Origin of the sequence: Dorea formicigenerans (assembly GCF_025150245.1) — a bacterium.
GTDB classification, from domain to species: Bacteria; Bacillota; Clostridia; order Lachnospirales; family Lachnospiraceae; genus Dorea; species Dorea formicigenerans.
Genome location: NZ_CP102279.1, coordinates 1,499,989 through 1,518,072, shown reverse-complemented (window position 1 = coordinate 1,518,072; position 18,084 = coordinate 1,499,989). Strand labels below are relative to the sequence as shown.

Sequence of the window (18,084 nt, the reverse complement as noted above, 5' to 3'; positions counted from 1 at the left end):
CCTCTATATGAAAATAAACGCCTGTGTTTTTAGCTCAGAAAAGACAGCAAAGCATGATTTCATTACTTTACTGTCTCTCATTTTGCAATTCATAATAAATCTTCAAAAAAAATCCTTACTTCACCAGATATACAGAGGCATTTGCCACGCCAAGCGCCTCTGCTTCTTCATGGCTGTTCACATAGATATCAATGTGATTCTGCTTAATCGCTCCACCACAGTCTTCTGCTGTAAATATATGTCCTCCGATGATAACTTTTGTTCCGTATGGAATTACACTTGGATCAACTGCAATGGTTCTTCCTTCTGCCACACGGCTTCCTGTTGCTGTAATTCCATCTGCTTTATTACAACACTTTTCGCATGCGCAGTAGTATGTAATCTTAAAATTTCCAAGACATGTACCATACATATCTGTCGTTGCATTGACTTCTCCAATGCCTCCATCAACAACTACCTCATTATCCTCCAATATACGAGTTGCCCACACTGCATTTTCCGTATTGACAGTGCCACTGATAATTCCGGCTTTCGTGTTGGCTGCCTCAATCGTTTTTCCATCGCCAGCATACATGACTACATGGTAAACATGTCCTGCTTTTGCGTAGAAAATCAGATCTCCCGGCTGGGCATCTTCCACAGGAATCTGTGTCCCATACTGACTCTGATCTTGTGCAACTCTTGGAAGTTCATATCCGTATGCCTTATAAATCTGCTGCACAAATCCAGAACAGTCTGCCCCTTCTGTCAGACTGGTTCCTCCCCAGACATATGGATTACCTATAAACTGAGACGCATATTCCAAAATAGATTCTCGAACTGCTCCATTCGGAGTTCCTTCTTTTGTAGACGTCAGTGTATAGTAAAGTGCCTGATTCTCTTCTGGCGATATAATTTCTTCTGCAGTCTGATAGTGATCCTCACCTGTAATCTCCACCTGTGTGGTTACTTCATCTCCAGTATTCAGATATTGTCTTGCCACAAATCCACGCACATCTGCGGACTCCACATATACCCAGTCAGAATCCGCATCTGCAAGCACATAACAAAGCGCTCCCTGATTCATCGTTCCCACGATTCTGGATTCTGTACCTTTGCCCTCACGTACATTCAGCATCGTCGCATTTACCGTCGCATAATTCTTATCTGCAACAGTTTGATTTACCGTTGCACGCAGATACGTATATGCCTGATTTTCCAGTGGTGAAACTAATGTCTGGGCAATTGCTGCCGTTCCTTCAATTCCAGTATATTCAGTCCCATTCTCTGCTGCAGTTTTCTTTGCTTCTTTTTGATAAACTTCCAAAAGTTTCTGCGCTGCATTGCTGGTATAAACTTCTGATGCTTTCACAAATCCTCTGACATTACCGGACTCTACGTAAAGCCAGCCATTTTCTTCTTCTTTTAAAATGTAAAGAAGACCATTCTTATCAAGTTTACCAATGTAACGGACCTGCTCAGCATTCTGATCTGTTACATTCTCGTTTAGTGTCACATCGTCTTCTGTCTGTTGCTGTTCGGTAATAGGCTCTGCGTGAATTGCTGCTTTTTTATTCTGCTCTGCCTTTTCGTAAATGGCATTTAACTTTTTTGCTTCTTTTTTCGCAGCCTTTTTATCTGCTTTCAAAGACTCATCTGATGTGTCGGCGGTTCCATCTATTCCTTCCGGAATGGATTCTCTGACATACAGATTATCCTTTGCAAATGCATAAGTTCTCGCAACTGTCCAAAATCTGAAATCATCAATAATCTGTGGAAGTTTTACAATCTGCTGCCTGGAAATTAAATCCTCATTACTTGCTGTTTCTGTATTCTCAGTTTGAACAGCTTCCTCCTGATTAGCTTGCCCATTCTGATCTGTCTCTGTATTTTCTATATTGTCAGCAGGAGTTTCCGGTTCATCCGGCTCACTCGGTTCTGTCGGTGTTGTCGGTATTTCCGGTTCACTCGGTTCACTCGGTTCACTCGGTTCTGTCGGTGTTGTCGGTATTTCCGGTTCGCTCGGTTCTACGGGTGTTTCCAGTTCTGTTACTCGTTTTCCGGTTGTCGGATCTACCTTCTGTCCAGTCGTCACATCTTTCAGAAACTTATCGGTGTCCAGCTTCACCTCATTGCGCTGAATCATTCCAAGTACTACTTCAGATACTTTTACCAAAGTTTCTGAACCATCGACTTTTTTAGCCAGTACATTTTGTACCCCTGCCTGTTGTTCCATCGTACTGTCCGGTGTATTATCGTCTGCAAGTACTGAGACCGGTGTGCCAAATGTCATACCAACTGCCAGAATCCCTGCCAATGTCTTTGTTCCTTGTTTTTTTATAATGTTGGTCTTTTTAGTTTTCACAAGTTGTACCTTCTTAACTATTTAATAAAATGCTGAGGAAATTTTCTCAACCATAATGCCAGCGAATAGCTTTATACTCTCAGCTGGCATCTGAATAATAACACATTATACACCATTTATTCTTAAATAAAAAGCTTATCGGAAATTTTCATACTTATTTCACAGTTTGCAGACATCAGCTTCCGGATTTTTTCAGACCGAAATCCAATGACTTTCAAAGTTACATATTATTTTTACCTGTACCTGCTACGCTCTCTCCGCCATAGCTTTCTGAATCTCTGCCTCGCAGCTTCTCATTGCAAGAATCGTCTTCTCAAATAACTCATCCAGCTCCCAGCCAAGATTCTCGGCACCCTGACGGATTACGTCTCTGGAACAGCCTGCCGCAAATTTCTTATCTTTGAATTTTTTCTTCAGGCTCTTTACCTCCATATCCATTACGCTCTTAGAAGGACGCATCAGTGCCGCTGACCAGATCAGTCCTGTCAGCTCATCGGCCGCAAATAATACTTTTTCCATCTCATGCTCTGGTTTTATATCACAGCAGATTCCATATCCATGAGAACAGACAGAATAAATCATATCCTCACCAACTCCACCTTCTTTTAACAAATCTGGTGCTTTAATACAATGCTGTTCTGGATACAATTCAAAATCAATATCATGGAGCAGTCCGACCTGTCCCCAGTATTCTTCTTCCTCACCGTATCCAAGTTCTTTTGCATACCAGCGCATCACGCCTTCTACAGTCAGTCCATGTTGAATATGAAAAGGCTCTTTGTTGTATTTCTCCAGTAATTTTAGTGCCTCGTCTCTTGTAATCTTACTTGTTCTCATCTAATGTAACGCCTCCTGCATCTATCTTTTTTCTGTGGTCTATTGTAGCACAATTTATCTGATTTTCAAATAATGCAAAAAGAAAGAATCTGTTGATTGTGGCTTGCAGATTCTTTCTTTAATACTTCATGTTTTATATATACTTTTTTAATTCTTCTTACTGCTCTTTTTAGAATTGCTTTTTTTTGAAGAACTGCTATTCTTCGAAGAAGTGCTGTCACTTTTCTTTGAGCTGTCTGCATCAGATGTTGCTTCACTCTTCGCATCAGATGTTGAACTGCTGCTTGTATCTGTCAGGGCTGAGCCGCTGCTCTTATACTTTTCTACATCTTTTGCCCAGAAATCAACATACTTCTCACCGTTCTGTAATGCAACGCCTTTTGCCTTTGCCATCTCTGAAACTGTCACGAGCTGATAGCCTGCTTCTTCAAGTTTTGGAATCAAGACAAGTGCCGCATCAATAGATTCTGTATGGATATCATGCATCAGAATAACATCTCCATCCTGTACATCATTCATAACCGTATCAATGCTTGACTGCGCATTTCTTGTCTTCCAATCCAGGGTATCAATACTCCATAAAATCATTGGCAGTCCTACAGAAGATCTTACCGTATCATTGATTGCACCATAAGGTGGTCTCATGACGGTTGCCGTGGATCCTGCTGCCTGTTGGATCAGATCGTTCGTTGTACCAATCTGATTTGCGATCTTATCTGCACTGAGCTTTGTAAGCTGCGGATGGTCATAAGAATGGTTTCCTAATTCACAACCAGTTTCTTTCATCTTCTTTACAAAATCTTCTTTTCCCGGAATATTCTTTCCTTGCATAAAAAATGTTGCATGTGCATTATACTTCTCTAACTGAGCCAGAAGCTCTCCGGTTCGTTCTCCCGGTCCGTCATCAAATGTAAGCGCCACCATCGGTTTACTCGCATCAATATTGACATCTCCTTTTGATTTCAGTTTACCTTTTTTGGAAAATGTACATTTTGCAAGACCTACCTGAACTTCTCCGGTCGCCATAATTCCACTATTGTCAAAATAATAATCATCATCTTCAATGGTCTGCCAGCCAATGACTGCCGCACCATTATCCCCTAGATAATATGTTCCGTCATCAGTTTTCTTCCATCCGGTCTGCATAACACCGTCTTTATTGAAGAAATATGTTGCATTATTGATGGTCTGCTTTCCGGTTACTTTATTACCATCTGCATCAAAATAATAAGTCTTACTTTTGGAAACCACAAAATCATTCATTACATATGTACCATCGTACTTCTTAAACTTGTCTCCATCCCATGTTCCTGTTGGATTTGTCACAACAAATGTACCGCCTTCAACTGTCAGTCTGACTTTATGTTTCCATTCATTCTCCAGCTTTTTCTGGATATCGGAATTCATCTTAATCGTGATCTTGTATTTTCCTTCTGTATCAGTCTTGGCATCTGTGGAAATCTCATAATTCTTTCCAGCTCTCAGTTCATTAATGAAATCTGCAACACTGTAACCCTTTTTCTTATCCAGCCATACTTTGGCAGCTTTTTTCTCGTCCTCTGATGTTGCCGTAGCTGTAAGATTTACCGGATCCTGACTGTTCTGTTGTATTTCAATCTTGTCTGCTTTGAGCGTAACTTCAGTCTTAACACCAATCACTCCGGCAAACTTTAATATTCCGGTCAAGACCAGACATGCAAGTACTAAACAGGCTGCCAAAATCAGGATTTGATTCCTCTTCTTTCTCTTTCGGTGGTTTTTAAGGGTTTCATGTCTTTCACTTCTGCTATCATGCCCTTTCAGATCATCCGATTTTTTCTTTGAATGGTTTCCATGGATTCTTCTATTCTCATGAGAAATCCAATCATCGTCTTCGTCATGGTCAGAATACCTCTCCGAATCTTCTGCTTCTGTTCCGTAATCTATATAATCATCATCCAGATTATAATCTTCGTCCAGATTATAATCTTCATCCAGATCATAGTCTCCATAGTCTTCATCGTCATCTAATCCACTGTCTTCATCGTCCAGATCATAGTCTTCACCAAAAGCATATCTCTGATCTTCATCTATATTAAATTCATCTTCATCTCGAAATTTACTCATAGGTATTCTTTCTCCACTTTTCCTTTTCTTATTCTCAGTTAAGTATAGCTCAGTTCGACATTTTTCTCAACGGGATAGTTATTAGGAATTTCTTAAGGTTTTGTTACAACTTATTACAACCTGTTACAATGATTTCCAAATTTCCTGAATATCCGTATCTTTTGTAATTTCATTGGCTATATCACTGCTGCTCATATGAAATACTTCCTGTTTTTGTTTATCTATTGTTAAAAATGCAGCAAACATCAATGCACACAAAAAAAGGCGGATTCCAAATGTTCCGCCTTTTGTATCTTCATTTATATCCTCTTGTGACTTTCCATACAGGTAATGATATGCATTTGCATATCTTGGGTGTACTGCAGGTATCGTCCTTCTATCATTATACAGAGCCCTTGTCTGCTCCAAAAGCTCCTGCCTGCGTCTTTCTGCATCATTCATAGCTTCCTCCACCTTATTCATTATTGAACATTTATCGCTTTCTTAAATCTATGAACTTACTTATGCACCTATACCTGCAAGGAATCTATTTCTGCAATAACTGATTTGTAATATCTTCCCATGTAATTCCTTTTTCCACCATCAGTACCATAGCATGATAAAGGAAATCTGCCATTTCCGTTTTCAATTCTTCCGGATTTGGATTTTTGGAGGCAATCACAATGCCGGTTGCTTCTTCTCCAATCTTCTTCAGGATCTTATCCTGTCCCTGTTCAAAGAGATAATTTGTATAAGACCCCTCCTTTGGATTATTTTTTCTGTCAATAATTGTCTGGTAAACATGTTCGAACACCTGTACCGGGCTCTTCTCATTATTATCACTTCCAACAATAGGCTGGAAGAAACAAGTTGGATTTCCTGTGTGACAAGCTGCTCCCACCTGATCGACTTTTGCAAGGAGCGTATCCAGATCGCAATCTATTGTCAGTGACTTCACATACTGAAAATGTCCGCTTGTCTCTCCTTTCAGCCAAAGCTTCTGTCTGCTTCTGCTGTAATAAGTCATGCGCCCGGTCTTAACCGTCTGGTTAAATGCTTCTTCATTCATATACGCCAGCATCAGCACTTCTCCTGTCTGGTAATGCTGTACGATGACCGGAAGAAGCCCCTGTGGATTTTTCTTAAACTGCGAGAACTCCATGATACTTTCAAATGAAGTCATCTGAATATCTTCTTTTTCGCAGAGTTCTTTAAAATCATTAAAATTCATTTCCGGCTGACTGATATATCGTCCAGACAGACCTTTGACTCCTTCGGATTTTAAAATTTTAAATAATTCCAGTTCTTCCATCGTATCAGTCACAATGACACATGGAATGTCTGTAACTGCCACAACAGAGTTCAGATCCAGTCTGTGCATAAAAATCAGTTGGCTGCAATTAGCTTCAATCAAATGCTGATGCTTGAACAATCCGTCAAAATCATCTAACGAAACTGCAACCTTCTCTTTTCCGAAACGTTCAGCCGCTTTTGCCATCATCTCAGCACTGTCCGGTTTTGAAAAATTCAAAATCACTCGTTTAGCTCCGGAATACAGGATTCTCTGTACATCTTCCATACGTTTGATGTTGCCTCCTGCTACCATTGGAATACTGATCACATTATGAATCTGTCTGAGAAGATTTAAAGATGCCTCGTGATCATCATCAGAATCTGATAAATCAAAAATCAGAAGTTCATCTGCCCCGCGGTCGCTGTAGTGCTTTGCGAGCTCTACTACATTATCTGCCAGTACTTCCCGGTCATTAAACCATTTTATCGCTTTCCCTCCTGCAATATAAATACATGGGATTAATTTTCTGTAACTTATCATAATTAAGTTTTATTCTCTCCTTTTACAGGCTTCCTTTCGTTGTCCACGCCTCATCAATACGCGGTTCTCTCATTGTCGCCATGTCAAGAGCCTTACCAAAGCTCTTGAACAGGGCTTCTGCCATATGGTGATTATTTTCTCCGTCCATAATTTTCAGATGAATATTCATCATTGCACTGTAAGATATGGCATAGAAGAATTCTTTGATCATTTCGGTATCCAGCTCACCGATATTCTCTACCGTAAATTCTGCATCATATTTCAAATACGGACGTCCGGAAAGATCTACTGCACACAGTGCCAGTGTCTCGTCCATCGGAAGAATCATATGCCCGAACCGCTTGATTCCGGCTTTATCTCCTACCGCTTCCAAAATTGCCTGTCCGATTACGATTCCGGTATCCTCTATGGTGTGATGACAATCCACATCCAGATCTCCATTGACCTTTACGGTAAGATCGAACAACCCATGTCTTGCCATTCCGTCCAACATATGATCAAAAAATCCAATTCCTGTATCGATCTGATTGTTCCCGGTTCCATCAAGATTCAGTGTTACTTCAATGTCAGTTTCTTTTGTTGTACGTTTCTTTGTTGCTATTCTTGCCATATCTTTCAAGCCTCCTTATTTCTCAAAACGAACTTTAATTGAATTTGCATGTGCAGTTAAGTGTTCAGCTGTAGCAAATGCTTCAATATCCTCGTGGATCGCACGAAGTGCATTTTCAGAATAAGATATTATACTTGATTTCTTAACAAAATCATCTACGGAAAGTGGTGAGAAGAATTTTGCAGTTCCATTTGTCGGAAGAACATGGTTCGGTCCGGCAAAATAATCTCCCAGTGGCTCACTTGCGTACTCTCCGATGAAAATAGCTCCGGCATTACGAATTTTTGTCATGACATCAAATGGATTCTTTGTCTGGATTTCAAGATGCTCGGATGCAATCTCATTTGCTGTCTCAATTGCCTCATCCATCGTATCTGTAACCAGTATGTATCCATAGTTATCGAGAGATTTCTGAATAATCTCACCACGGGATAATTCTTTTATGAACTTGTCAGTCTCATCAGAAACTTTCTTGGCAAGTTCTTCGCTTGTTGTTACAAGGATTGCTGAGGCGAGTTCATCATGTTCTGCCTGTGACAGAAGGTCTGCTGCCACGAATCTTGGGTTTGCAGTCTCGTCTGCAATAACAAGAATCTCACTTGGTCCGGCAATGGCATCAATACTTACATAACCATAAACTGCTTTCTTTGCAAGTGCCACATAAATATTACCAGGTCCTACGATTTTGTCAACTTTTGGTATGCTCTCAGTTCCATAAGCAAGTGCTCCGATTGCCTGTGCTCCGCCGACTTTATAGATTGCATCTGCTCCGGCCTCTTTTGCTGCCACCAGTGTAGTCGGTGTTACCTTTCCGTCTTTTCCCGGAGGTGTCACCATAATAATCTCATCAACTCCAGCTACCTTTGCCGGTACAATGTTCATCAATACAGAAGATGGATACGCTGCCTTTCCACCTGGTACATACACACCTACTCTGTGAAGTGCTGTCACTTTCTGTCCAAGGATTGTTCCGTCCGGTTTGCTGTCAAACCAGCTTGTCTGACGCTGTTTTTCATGATAAGTACGTATATTTGCAAGTGATTTACGGATAATCTCAACAAGCTTTCGATCTACCAGTGCATAAGCCTCTTCAATCTCAGCATCTGTAACTTTGATGTTTCCTGCATTTAAGTCTGCCTGATCAAATTTTTTTGTGTACTCAAACAGAGCCTGATCTCCGTTTGCCTTTACATTTGCGAGAATTTCTGTCACTCCCTGCTCATACTGTCCATAATTGTTCGGGCTTCTCTTTAACAGATCTTCTAAAAGATTTTTTCTGCTGTTTTCATCTAACTTCTGTATTCTCATTGCCGTTCTTCCTCCTATATTCAAGGCTCCTGTTATCATCTTACATGTCTTTTTGCTTTTTCTGTCCAGAAACCATTTATTATTTTAAATCTGTGTGCGAAGCTTCATCAACAGATTCTTAATCCGCTCGCTTTCCATACGCATGCTGACTGGATTCACAATCATTCTTGCGGAAAGAGGACATACTTCCTCCAGAACTTCCAGTCCATTTTCACGAAGTGTAGAACCGGTCTCCACAATATCGACAATGACCTCAGAAAGTCCAACAATTGGTGCCAGTTCAATGGAACCGTTCAGTTTAATGATCTCCACAGTCTGATGCTTTTTATTATAAAAATAATCTTTTGCAATATTCGGATATTTTGTTGCCACACGGATCAACTCATGATGCTGTAAAAGCGGCACTGCATCCTTATATCCGCAGACACACATTTTACATTTTCCATAGCCAAGATCCAGAACCTCGTGGACTTTACGCCCTTCCTCCAAAATGGTGTCCTTTCCTACAACTCCAATATCAGCTGCACCATACTCTACATAGGTCGGTACATCTGGTCCCTTTGCCAGAAAGAAACGAAGCTTCAATTCTTCATTGGTAAAAATCAGCTTTCTGGAATTCTTATCCTTCATCTCTTCGCAAGTAATACCAATCTTTTCAAACAATTCCAGGGTCTGATTGGCAAGACGCCCTTTTCCGAGGGCAAATGTCAGATATCTCATATAAAAAACTCCTATCGTCAAATTCACAACCCATTTTCAAGGGTTTTCGAATCCGAGTCTGCCAAAGCAGACATTTTATTTGTTATTATTAACTTCCTTTTGTTCTCCGGTCACCAGATTTACCATGGTAATTTCACCGCTTTTCTTAATATATACAAGACTTCCGGCGTAATATTCCTTGCCGAACCGGATATAGTCTTCCAGTCCCTTCTCCGGTGATTTCTTAATCAGTTCTGTGTTCTTTGCCTTCGCCCGGAAATCTTTTGCAAGCCGGATTGCATCTCTTGCACGGCTCTCATCATAAAGAATAATTGCATTCTTTCTTGTATAAACAATGCGGATTTTCTGGCGGATCAGAGCATTCATCAACTCATCAATGACAATAGCAAAGCCGATAGATGCTGATGTCTTCCCAAACTTCTCCAGCAAATGATCATAACGGCCGCCTTTGACTACCGCATCTCCGGTTCCAAATGTATAACCACGGAAGATGATTCCCGTATAATATCCATAATTTCCTGTCATACTCAGATCAAAAGTCACAAACTTCTCGACTCCGTAAAGTTCGAGGATATCATAAATCTTCTCCAGCCGCTTCACAGCCATGATTCCACTGGAATTGGGTGCAATGTTCTTTGCTTTCGCAAGAACTTCCACGCCTCCGACCAGATTTCCAAGAGCTGCAAATGCCTCTTTTGAGCTTCTCTTTACCATAATACTGTCCAGATATTCCTCAACTCCGAAGTAATTGCGGTTGTTGATCAGTTCAACGACCCGCTCCCGTGCTTCTTCGTCCAATGCAGCGTCTTCAATAAGACTTTGGAAAAAGCCAAGATGTCCAACGCTTAATTGAAATTCCTTAAGTCCGATCGCCTGCATAGATTCAATGACCATAGCAAGCATCTCTGCATCTGCCTCCACGGAATCATCCCCAATCAGCTCAGCTCCCATCTGGGTCACTTCTCTTAATCGTCCCTGATTGTTGGAATGGTTAATAAATGTATTACCTGTGTAACAAAGCCGTATCGGGAGATCTTCCTCTCCAAATAATGTAGCAGCCACACGTGCGATGGACGGTGTGATATCTGGTCGCAAAACCAACGTGTTGCCTTCTTTATCAAAAAATTTGTACAGATCTTTGGACGGTATTGTTCCGATTTCCTTCCGGAACACATCAAAATATTCAAAGGTCGGAGTCTGAATATCATGATATCCAAATAAATGCAGTGTTTTTTTTAGTCGATTTTCCAGTGCCAGCTTCTTTCCGCACTCAACATTATAAATATCCCGGACTCCCTCCGGCGTATGAAGTAGTTTTTCCATAGATCATTCCTCCCGCACTTTAGCGTGCTACCATATTAAAACCTTATTGCATTATACGCATTTCCAGGCACTTTGTCAAGCTTCCTCACGGAGTTCCAAATCCAGATTTATGAAGTCCAGATAAGGAATATAATACCCGTTTTTTGGTTTCATAAAAAATCGTGGATCTAATTCCTCGTAGCGGATACTTTTACGCCCGCCATCACATGCTCTGTTCCAGAAACGAATCATTTCTTCAAATCGCATATAATAAAGTTCGTTCCGTTCAGAATAATAAATCAGGATAAACGCAATTCCATCTTGATGCTCGAACTGAGTCATAAATGTAATCTGATGCTCATGGATATTATGTAATGGGAATGTATCAGCTACACATTCTTTTGCATCAAAGCACACTGGAATTCCCTGGACTGCTCCAATGTAATCTACCGTACTTCGTTTTTCAAAATACGCCAGTGTGATCTGTTTGTGATCTGCGTCCATGCGCACCGGTGTAATGGGGGTCGGTATCTTCTGAATCAGGGCAAGTCCCTTTTCCAGATAATGGTCGTTGGTCCAATTGACCATCTCTTCTAATGTAGAACCTCTAAGGCCTCTTGAGTTCCATGTTCCCATGCTGTCTCCTTAATAAGTCGATAAAATTTGCCCGGAACACGCGCCTGAAATACATTTTTCGAAAGATTTTCCAAAGGTTTTGGCATCTGCGGAAAATGTAGCTCATAAGAATGTAGCATTTGTGTCTTTACACCATATGTCTCATACTGGTGGTTCCAGGATATATTTCCATATTTGTAGTCCCCCATTAACGGATGTCCGATACTTGCCAGATGTGCACGGATCTGGTGCGTCCGACCGGTAATCAGATGAACCTTTAACAGCGTAAGCTCTTTTTGATAAGCCACTGGCTCATATTCTGTCTCAATGGCTGCTGCCCCTTCCGACATTTTCCGGCTAATCATAACTTTATTCGTTTTCTCATCTTTTTTCAGATATCCACGAATATGTGAAGTTTCTTTAATACAGCCTTTGACCAGACAAAGGTAATATTTTGCAAGGGTTCTTTCTTTAAAAGCTTCCCCCATAATCTGAAGCCCGGCCAGGCTTTTCCCTGCCACGACCATACCGCTTGTGTTTCGGTCCAGCCGGTTGCAGATTCCAGGGTGAAATGTCAGAAGTTCTTCTTTTGTAACAGAACCATTTGACAGAAGATATCCAATCACATATTCCACCAGTGACACATCTTCTTTCTTCGCTTTCTGAGATAACATGCCTGCCGGTTTATTTATAAGCAGGATATTATCGTCTTCATAAATAATCTCCAAATCCTTTTTTACCGGATAAGACTCACTTGCTGCTGCATTTCCTGTAAATTTATCGATTGTCTCCTCTGCAAGAAAAAACTTTATCGAATCTCCGGTATTAAGTTTCTCCTGTCCTGCTGCCTTTTTCCCATTTAATGTAATATTCTTCTTTCTGAGCATTTTATAAATGAAACTCCCAGGCGCTTGGGGAAGATATTTTTTCAAATATTTGTCCAGCCTCTGACCGGACTCATTTTCTTTGATAATCGTCTCTTTCATAATTCTACATACAAGTGGACAAAATCAGTTTCCGGACTGCACGGTCCTCCCGTCCGTTCTCTGTATGTCCCACCTCAACAATATTATTCATGCCCTCCACGCGGCTTAAAAATGCTTTGTAATCGTGGAATATCTTGACCGTCATTTTCTCGTGATGATTTGCATTGAGCATGTCCTTCAAATATCTGGCACATGTTACCTCGTCCGTCTTTGTATTCGACGCATAACCGATGACTGTATGCCCGGAAATCACAATAGCGTCAACCGGCATCACTTTCTCCGGACTTGTAATGACAAGATCATAAACTCTTTTTAAAAGTGACGCTTTCGCCTCGATTTCCTGATAAATATCTTTTTCTATACTCTGATGTGGTGCAATGGTAATAAATTCGACCAGCATCTTTGATGCCGGAAGACACCCGACGACTGCAACTACCGTGAGCAGATTCAGCTTGGTCTTCGTCTGCACATAACCAAGCACGACAAGTGCTATGACAACTGCAAACTCCGCAATCGTTCCGATCAGGTATTTTTCTTTTCTCCATTTAATATAACCAGGCTGTCCCTTTTCTTTTTTCTTCATGCGAACCTCCTATTCTGCAATTTTCTCCATCACTGCCACGATCACACTGTCCGGCACAATTTTTGATGCCACCCAGGCAGCTTTCATGGGTAGACCATACACGGAAATCTTTTTGCCTCTCACGCTGTCGATCAGAGCTTTTCTGACCACGTCTTTCGCATCGGCACGAAATTTCTTTTTCACACTTGCGACTTCTTTTCCGGTATGGTCAAAGAATTCTGTATCCACCGGTCCCGGACACACGGCAGTCACATAAATACCGCTTCCTTTGAGTTCTCTGCCAAGTGCCATGGACAGGCTGTAAACGTAAGATTTTGTTGCTGCATACACTGCAAATCCAGGCTGTGGCCCAAATGCTGCAGCTGATGAAAGGTTCACAATTCTGCTGCCACAATGCATATACGGAAGACAAAGTGCTGTCATTCTTGTCAGTGACCGGCAGTTGAGATCTACCATGCCGGTTTCTTCCTTCCAGCCATACTCGCAGAATGTTCCAATCTTTCCATAACCCGCCGCATTTACGAGCATCCGTACATTGGCGTGGGATTTTCCCAGTGCTATTCCCAGTTTTTTATAAATATAATCCTGGTTCAGATCTCCGTCAAAAATACGCACCGGAACTTTTAATTCCATTTCCAGTTCGTTCAGACGTTCTGCCCGTCTTGCGACGACCCAGATTTCATCCAGATTCTGATAAAGCTTTGGAATCTGCCTTGCAAATTCTCTTCCAAGTCCGGAAGATGCCCCTGTAATCAATGCTATCTTCATCATACTCCTATCACCTCTTGCAGTGTTTACAATTATCACTTTCGCTGTTATTATCTGCTCTTTCGGCGTTTATTGTTTCCGCCTCTGTTATTTTTTACATTTTTTGAATTCTTGCAGTTCTGCTTTCTTTTTACTCCAGACATGTCTGACTTGATTTTCCTTGGCTTAATCAAGCATTTCTGGTCAAATCCCACCAGATCCATGCGCCCGGATTTTCTAAGCGCCTCCATGACCAGATCATAATTCTTCGGATCCCGGTACTGGATCAATGCTCTCTGCATTGCTTTTTCATGCGGGTTCTTCGGTACATAAACTGGTTTCATATTTCTTGGGTCTACGCCTGTGTAATACATACAGGTAGATATGGTGGACGGTGTCGGATAGAAGTCCTGTACTTGCTCCGGCATATATCCAAGATCCCGCAAATGTTCTGCAAGCTCGACTGCTTCCTTTAACGTTGACCCCGGGTGAGAAGACATTAGATACGGCACAAGATATTGATCCATACCAAGACGCTCGTTCATTTTTTTATACCGTTTTACAAACCCCTTATAGACAGAATTCTCCGGTTTTCCCATTTTCTCCAGGACTGCGTCTGATACATGCTCCGGTGCAACCTTAAGCTGCCCGCTTATATGATACTGGCACAGTTCCTTTAAAAATGTGTCATCCTTATCTGCCATAACGTAATCGAACCGGATTCCGGAACGGATAAAAACTTTCTTGACTCCAGGTATTTTACGCAATTTTCTAAGAAGTGCCACGTAATCCCGGTGATCGACCTTCATATTTTTACACGGTTTCGGGAACAGACACTGCTTTTCCTTGCAGACGCCGTATTTTAACTGCTTTTCACAGGACGGTGCACGGAAGTTTGCCGTTGGGCCTCCAACGTCATGAATATATCCTTTAAAATCCTTGTCCTTCACCATTTCATTCGCTTCTTTTAATAAGGACTCATGACTTCTCGTCTGCACAATCCTTCCTTGATGAAAGGTCAGGGCACAGAAGCTGCACCCTCCAAAACAGCCACGGTTACTGATCAGACTGAACTTGATTTCTTTGATTGCCGGAACCCCTCCGTCTTTTTCATAACTCGGATGGTAAGTCCTCATATACGGAAGGCCATACACCAGATCCATCTCGTCCTGAGAAAGCGGTTTTGCAGGCGGATTCTGTACAACATAAAGATGATCGCTGTAAGGCTCTACGAGACATTTCCCCGAAAACGGATCTGTATTACAATACTGCACATAAAAACTTCTTGCATAATTGAGCTTGTCCTCTTTCAATTGCTCATAGGATGGGAGAATTGTCGGTTCATAGACACTGTCCAGACTCTTGACCTTACACACAGTTCCCGGAATGTAAGTAATATCTTGAATACTAAGTCCACTATCTAACGCCTCCGCAATCTCAATGATCGAATGCTCACCCATTCCATATGAAATAATATCCGCCCCGGAATCCAATAGCACGGAGCGTTTTAATTTATTGGACCAATAATCATAATGTGCCAGTCTTCGAAGACTCGCCTCGATTCCTCCGAGAATGATTGGTGTCTTTTTATAAACCTGGCGGATCAGGTTGCCATAGACTGTCACCGCATAATCCGGACGTTTTCCCATAACACCGCCTGGAGTATAGGCATCTGTACTTCTACGCCTTTTTGATACAGAGTAATGATTTACCATAGAATCCATATTACCTGCCGATACCAGAAAAGCAAGTCTTGGCTCGCCAAGAACGGTGATGCTGTTCTTATCTTTCCAATCCGGCTGTGCGATGATTCCGACCTTGTATCCATAATCTTCCAGAAGCCTTGTAATAACTGCCGGTCCAAATGATGGATGGTCTACATAAGCGTCCCCTGAAATGTACACAAAGTCCAACTGTTCCCAGCCCCGTTCTTCCATATCCTTTTTACATATTGGTAAAAATCCCTGTGACATCTATAATACCTCACTTGTAGCGTTCAAAATAATAAATTCTTTAATTCTTCTTCGGTCAGCATGCGGTATTCGCCCTCTGCCAGATTATCATCCAGAATCAAGCTGCCCATACGTTCCCGTTTCAGATAAACAACCTCTTTTCCCACTGCCTGGAACATGCGTTTTACTTGATGAAACTTTCCTTCCTGGATGGTCAGACGTATTTCGGATAAATCATCACTTTTTATAATGTCGAGTTTTCCCGGCATCGTGATCTCCGGTTCATCTTCTGTGCCAATATTTACACCTTCTGCAAATTTTTCCGCATCGTCTTTTGTAACGTTCCCCTGCACTTTTGCAAAATAGCACTTATCCACATGATGTTTCGGAGAAAGTAACCGGTGTGCCAGATTTCCATCATTTGTAATTAAAAGAAGTCCCACCGTATCCTTATCCAGACGACCCACCGGGAACAGATCTTTCCGCTTCTGTCCCTTGATCAAATCGATCACGGTCTTCTCGCGTTTATCTTCTGTTGCAGACACCACCCCCGACGGTTTATTCAACATATAGTATACATAAGAGGCATATCCGATTCGTTCACCGTCCAGTGTAACATTTGCTTTTGTCTCGTCCACTTTAAGTTCCGGGCGCTTTGCAATCTCGCCATCTACCTCTACTTTGCCTTTTCGAATATACTGCTTCACTTCCTGCCTGGTTCCTACGCCCATCTCAGACAGGAACTTGTCTAACCGGATCATGAATTCAACCTCCATCCCGGCAGATATTTATTCTTCAAAGTTCCATTAGCAAGCTTTCCCCATCCCAATGGATAACCATCCACGCAGACCAGATACCAGCCTTTTGCTTTCATCTCTACCAAATCATCAACATCCAGTGTTTCCCCTTTCAGATAACGGCTCACACGATCATCTTCTAGTGGCAGATCAACAATCTTCTCATAATCATCTTTTTTGAGGGTCATGGCAAAGGCCTGGCTTGGCTCAAACCGTTTTTTCTTAAGTTCTCCAAGTAAAAGTCCGGTACGCAGGAACCGAAGTCCCTTAAGATTTGGAAGCCCTGCCGGCATTACATAGACACGCTCGCCGTGGATATCCAGAAGATCCGTACGGATTTCTTTCTTTACATCATTTAAAAATTCTTCCAGTTCCTCTGGTAATTTCTTCTTTCCTTTTCCACCGGTCAGTTCACCTTTCACACGGTCACACGGTTCGCCCTTTTGTACAAGTGCCAGATAATGTCCTTCCCCTTTCATTTTATGTGGAAATATGCGGACAGTATCCGCAAGCGACGGATCCCGTGATTCTGTCACTTCCGGCATTCCCTGAACAAAGCCTTCATATGGCGCAATCTTCAAGATTCTAAATTCCGGATAGGTCTTAAGTAAATGTTCGATGACCTGCTCATTTTCTTTCGGATCAAAAGTACAGGTGGAGTACAGCATCATTCCGCCTTGCTTTAACATACGAGCAGCCTGCAAGATAATGCTCTTCTGAATATTACAGAAAAAGTCCGGCCCATGCTCCTCCCATGCAGATACCATTTTTTTATCTTTTCGGAACATTCCTTCTCCGGAACACGGTGCGTCAATCAGAATCTTATCAAAATACTCTGTAAAATAGCTTTCCATTTTTCCAGGCTCTTCACTTAAAACAAGAACATTGCCAATACCGAACACCTCAATATTTTTCAGAAGTCCCTTGGCTCTGGAATTACTAATATCATTGGCCGCAAGTACTCCTTCCCCTTGAAGCTTTGCTCCAAGCTCCGTAGCCTTTCCTCCCGGTGCCGCACATACATCTAACACCTTGTCTCCCGGTTCCACCGGAAGCCGGTTTGCCGGTGTCATGGCACTTGGCTCCTGCAGATAATAAAGCCCTGCAAAATAATATGGATGTTTAGACGGAGTTACATGCTCCCCGTCATAATAGAATCCATTCTCAATCCAGGGAATCGGCTCGATTTCAAACGGACAGATCTTTTTAAACTCTTCTACGGAAATTTTATTCGTATTTACACGAAGCCCATAATAACGTGGCTCTTCATAACATGCAATATAATCGTCAAAATCTTCTTTCAGAAGATCTCGCATCTTTTTTTCAAAATTCTCTGGCAATCTCATTGATTTTTCTCCTCCAGC

At 41.7% G+C, this 18,084-nt stretch carries 16 protein-coding genes; all 16 read right to left on the bottom strand.

Going from position 1 to position 18,084, the window contains the following annotated elements; translation table 11 throughout:
* Positions 1–115: 115 nt before the first annotated feature.
* Complete coding sequence (locus tag NQ560_RS07490) at positions 116–2,344, bottom strand: NlpC/P60 family protein (RefSeq protein ID WP_005332820.1); 2,229 nt, start codon at positions 2,342–2,344, stop codon at positions 116–118.
* A gap of 246 nt (positions 2,345–2,590) precedes the next feature.
* On the bottom strand, positions 2,591–3,181 hold the full coding sequence (locus tag NQ560_RS07485; protein ID WP_005332823.1) for a hypothetical protein: 591 nt from the start codon (positions 3,179–3,181) through the stop codon (positions 2,591–2,593).
* Positions 3,182–3,328: 147 nt separating this feature from the next.
* Positions 3,329–5,287 carry a polysaccharide deacetylase family protein gene (locus NQ560_RS07480; RefSeq protein ID WP_005332824.1) on the bottom strand — a complete coding sequence of 653 codons (1,959 nt, stop codon included), beginning with the start codon at positions 5,285–5,287 and terminating at the stop codon, positions 3,329–3,331.
* 123 nt (positions 5,288–5,410) lie between these two features.
* Positions 5,411–5,728, bottom strand: a complete 318-nt coding sequence (locus tag NQ560_RS07475; protein ID WP_005336299.1) for a hypothetical protein — start codon at positions 5,726–5,728, stop codon at positions 5,411–5,413.
* A gap of 85 nt (positions 5,729–5,813) precedes the next feature.
* A complete protein-coding gene (gene hisIE / locus NQ560_RS07470) occupies positions 5,814–7,097 on the bottom strand; it encodes a bifunctional phosphoribosyl-AMP cyclohydrolase/phosphoribosyl-ATP diphosphatase HisIE (RefSeq protein WP_167532496.1) in 1,284 nt (427 codons plus the stop codon).
* Between the two features lie 25 nt (positions 7,098–7,122).
* Positions 7,123–7,710 carry an imidazoleglycerol-phosphate dehydratase HisB gene (gene hisB, locus NQ560_RS07465; RefSeq protein WP_005332827.1) on the bottom strand — a complete coding sequence of 196 codons (588 nt, stop codon included), beginning with the start codon at positions 7,708–7,710 and terminating at the stop codon, positions 7,123–7,125.
* Positions 7,711–7,725: 15 nt separating this feature from the next.
* Positions 7,726–9,018, bottom strand: a complete 1,293-nt coding sequence (gene hisD, locus NQ560_RS07460; protein ID WP_040015452.1) for a histidinol dehydrogenase — start codon at positions 9,016–9,018, stop codon at positions 7,726–7,728.
* 84 nt (positions 9,019–9,102) lie between these two features.
* Positions 9,103–9,738 carry an ATP phosphoribosyltransferase gene (gene hisG, locus NQ560_RS07455; RefSeq protein ID WP_005332829.1) on the bottom strand — a complete coding sequence of 212 codons (636 nt, stop codon included), beginning with the start codon at positions 9,736–9,738 and terminating at the stop codon, positions 9,103–9,105.
* Between the two features lie 75 nt (positions 9,739–9,813).
* Complete coding sequence (gene hisZ / locus NQ560_RS07450) at positions 9,814–11,061, bottom strand: ATP phosphoribosyltransferase regulatory subunit (RefSeq protein WP_005332830.1); 1,248 nt, start codon at positions 11,059–11,061, stop codon at positions 9,814–9,816.
* Between the two features lie 75 nt (positions 11,062–11,136).
* A complete protein-coding gene (locus NQ560_RS07445) occupies positions 11,137–11,676 on the bottom strand; it encodes a Holliday junction resolvase RecU (RefSeq protein ID WP_040015453.1) in 540 nt (179 codons plus the stop codon).
* Entirely contained in the window at positions 11,634–12,641 is a 1,008-nt protein-coding gene (locus NQ560_RS07440) for an RluA family pseudouridine synthase (protein ID WP_005332838.1), read from the bottom strand. The genes NQ560_RS07445 and NQ560_RS07440 overlap by 43 nt, the downstream gene beginning before the upstream one ends.
* 4 nt (positions 12,642–12,645) lie before the next feature.
* Positions 12,646–13,224, bottom strand: a complete 579-nt coding sequence (locus NQ560_RS07435) for a hypothetical protein (RefSeq protein ID WP_005332839.1) — start codon at positions 13,222–13,224, stop codon at positions 12,646–12,648.
* Positions 13,225–13,233: 9 nt separating this feature from the next.
* A complete protein-coding gene (locus NQ560_RS07430; protein WP_005332846.1) occupies positions 13,234–13,995 on the bottom strand; it encodes an SDR family NAD(P)-dependent oxidoreductase in 762 nt (253 codons plus the stop codon).
* A gap of 47 nt (positions 13,996–14,042) precedes the next feature.
* Positions 14,043–15,944, bottom strand: a complete 1,902-nt coding sequence (locus NQ560_RS07425) for a YgiQ family radical SAM protein (RefSeq protein WP_005332847.1) — start codon at positions 15,942–15,944, stop codon at positions 14,043–14,045.
* 23 nt (positions 15,945–15,967) lie between these two features.
* Positions 15,968–16,684, bottom strand: a complete 717-nt coding sequence (locus NQ560_RS07420; RefSeq protein WP_040015454.1) for a pseudouridine synthase — start codon at positions 16,682–16,684, stop codon at positions 15,968–15,970.
* Complete coding sequence (locus tag NQ560_RS07415; protein WP_005332849.1) at positions 16,681–18,066, bottom strand: RsmF rRNA methyltransferase first C-terminal domain-containing protein; 1,386 nt, start codon at positions 18,064–18,066, stop codon at positions 16,681–16,683. The genes NQ560_RS07420 and NQ560_RS07415 overlap by 4 nt, the downstream gene beginning before the upstream one ends.
* Between the last annotated feature and the right edge of the window lie 18 nt (positions 18,067–18,084).

Bases quoted from the DNA above. Each gene is read 5' to 3' on its own strand.
- NQ560_RS07485 (WP_005332823.1), bottom strand. From the start codon at position 3,181: ATGAGAACAAGTAAGATTACAAGAGACGAGGCACTAAAATTACTGGAG.
- NQ560_RS07480 (WP_005332824.1), bottom strand. From the start codon at position 5,287: ATGAGTAAATTTCGAGATGAAGATGAATTTAATATAGATGAAGATCAG.
- NQ560_RS07475 (WP_005336299.1), bottom strand. From the start codon at position 5,728: ATGAATGATGCAGAAAGACGCAGGCAGGAGCTTTTGGAGCAGACAAGG.
- hisB (WP_005332827.1), bottom strand. From the start codon at position 7,710: ATGGCAAGAATAGCAACAAAGAAACGTACAACAAAAGAAACTGACATT.
- hisD (WP_040015452.1), bottom strand. From the start codon at position 9,018: ATGAGAATACAGAAGTTAGATGAAAACAGCAGAAAAAATCTTTTAGAA.
- hisG (WP_005332829.1), bottom strand. From the start codon at position 9,738: ATGAGATATCTGACATTTGCCCTCGGAAAAGGGCGTCTTGCCAATCAG.
- hisZ (WP_005332830.1), bottom strand. From the start codon at position 11,061: ATGGAAAAACTACTTCATACGCCGGAGGGAGTCCGGGATATTTATAAT.
- NQ560_RS07445 (WP_040015453.1), bottom strand. From the start codon at position 11,676: ATGGGAACATGGAACTCAAGAGGCCTTAGAGGTTCTACATTAGAAGAG.
- NQ560_RS07440 (WP_005332838.1), bottom strand. From the start codon at position 12,641: ATGAAAGAGACGATTATCAAAGAAAATGAGTCCGGTCAGAGGCTGGAC.
- NQ560_RS07435 (WP_005332839.1), bottom strand. From the start codon at position 13,224: ATGAAGAAAAAAGAAAAGGGACAGCCTGGTTATATTAAATGGAGAAAA.
- NQ560_RS07430 (WP_005332846.1), bottom strand. From the start codon at position 13,995: ATGATGAAGATAGCATTGATTACAGGGGCATCTTCCGGACTTGGAAGA.
- NQ560_RS07425 (WP_005332847.1), bottom strand. From the start codon at position 15,944: ATGTCACAGGGATTTTTACCAATATGTAAAAAGGATATGGAAGAACGG.
- NQ560_RS07420 (WP_040015454.1), bottom strand. From the start codon at position 16,684: ATGATCCGGTTAGACAAGTTCCTGTCTGAGATGGGCGTAGGAACCAGG.
- NQ560_RS07415 (WP_005332849.1), bottom strand. From the start codon at position 18,066: ATGAGATTGCCAGAGAATTTTGAAAAAAAGATGCGAGATCTTCTGAAA.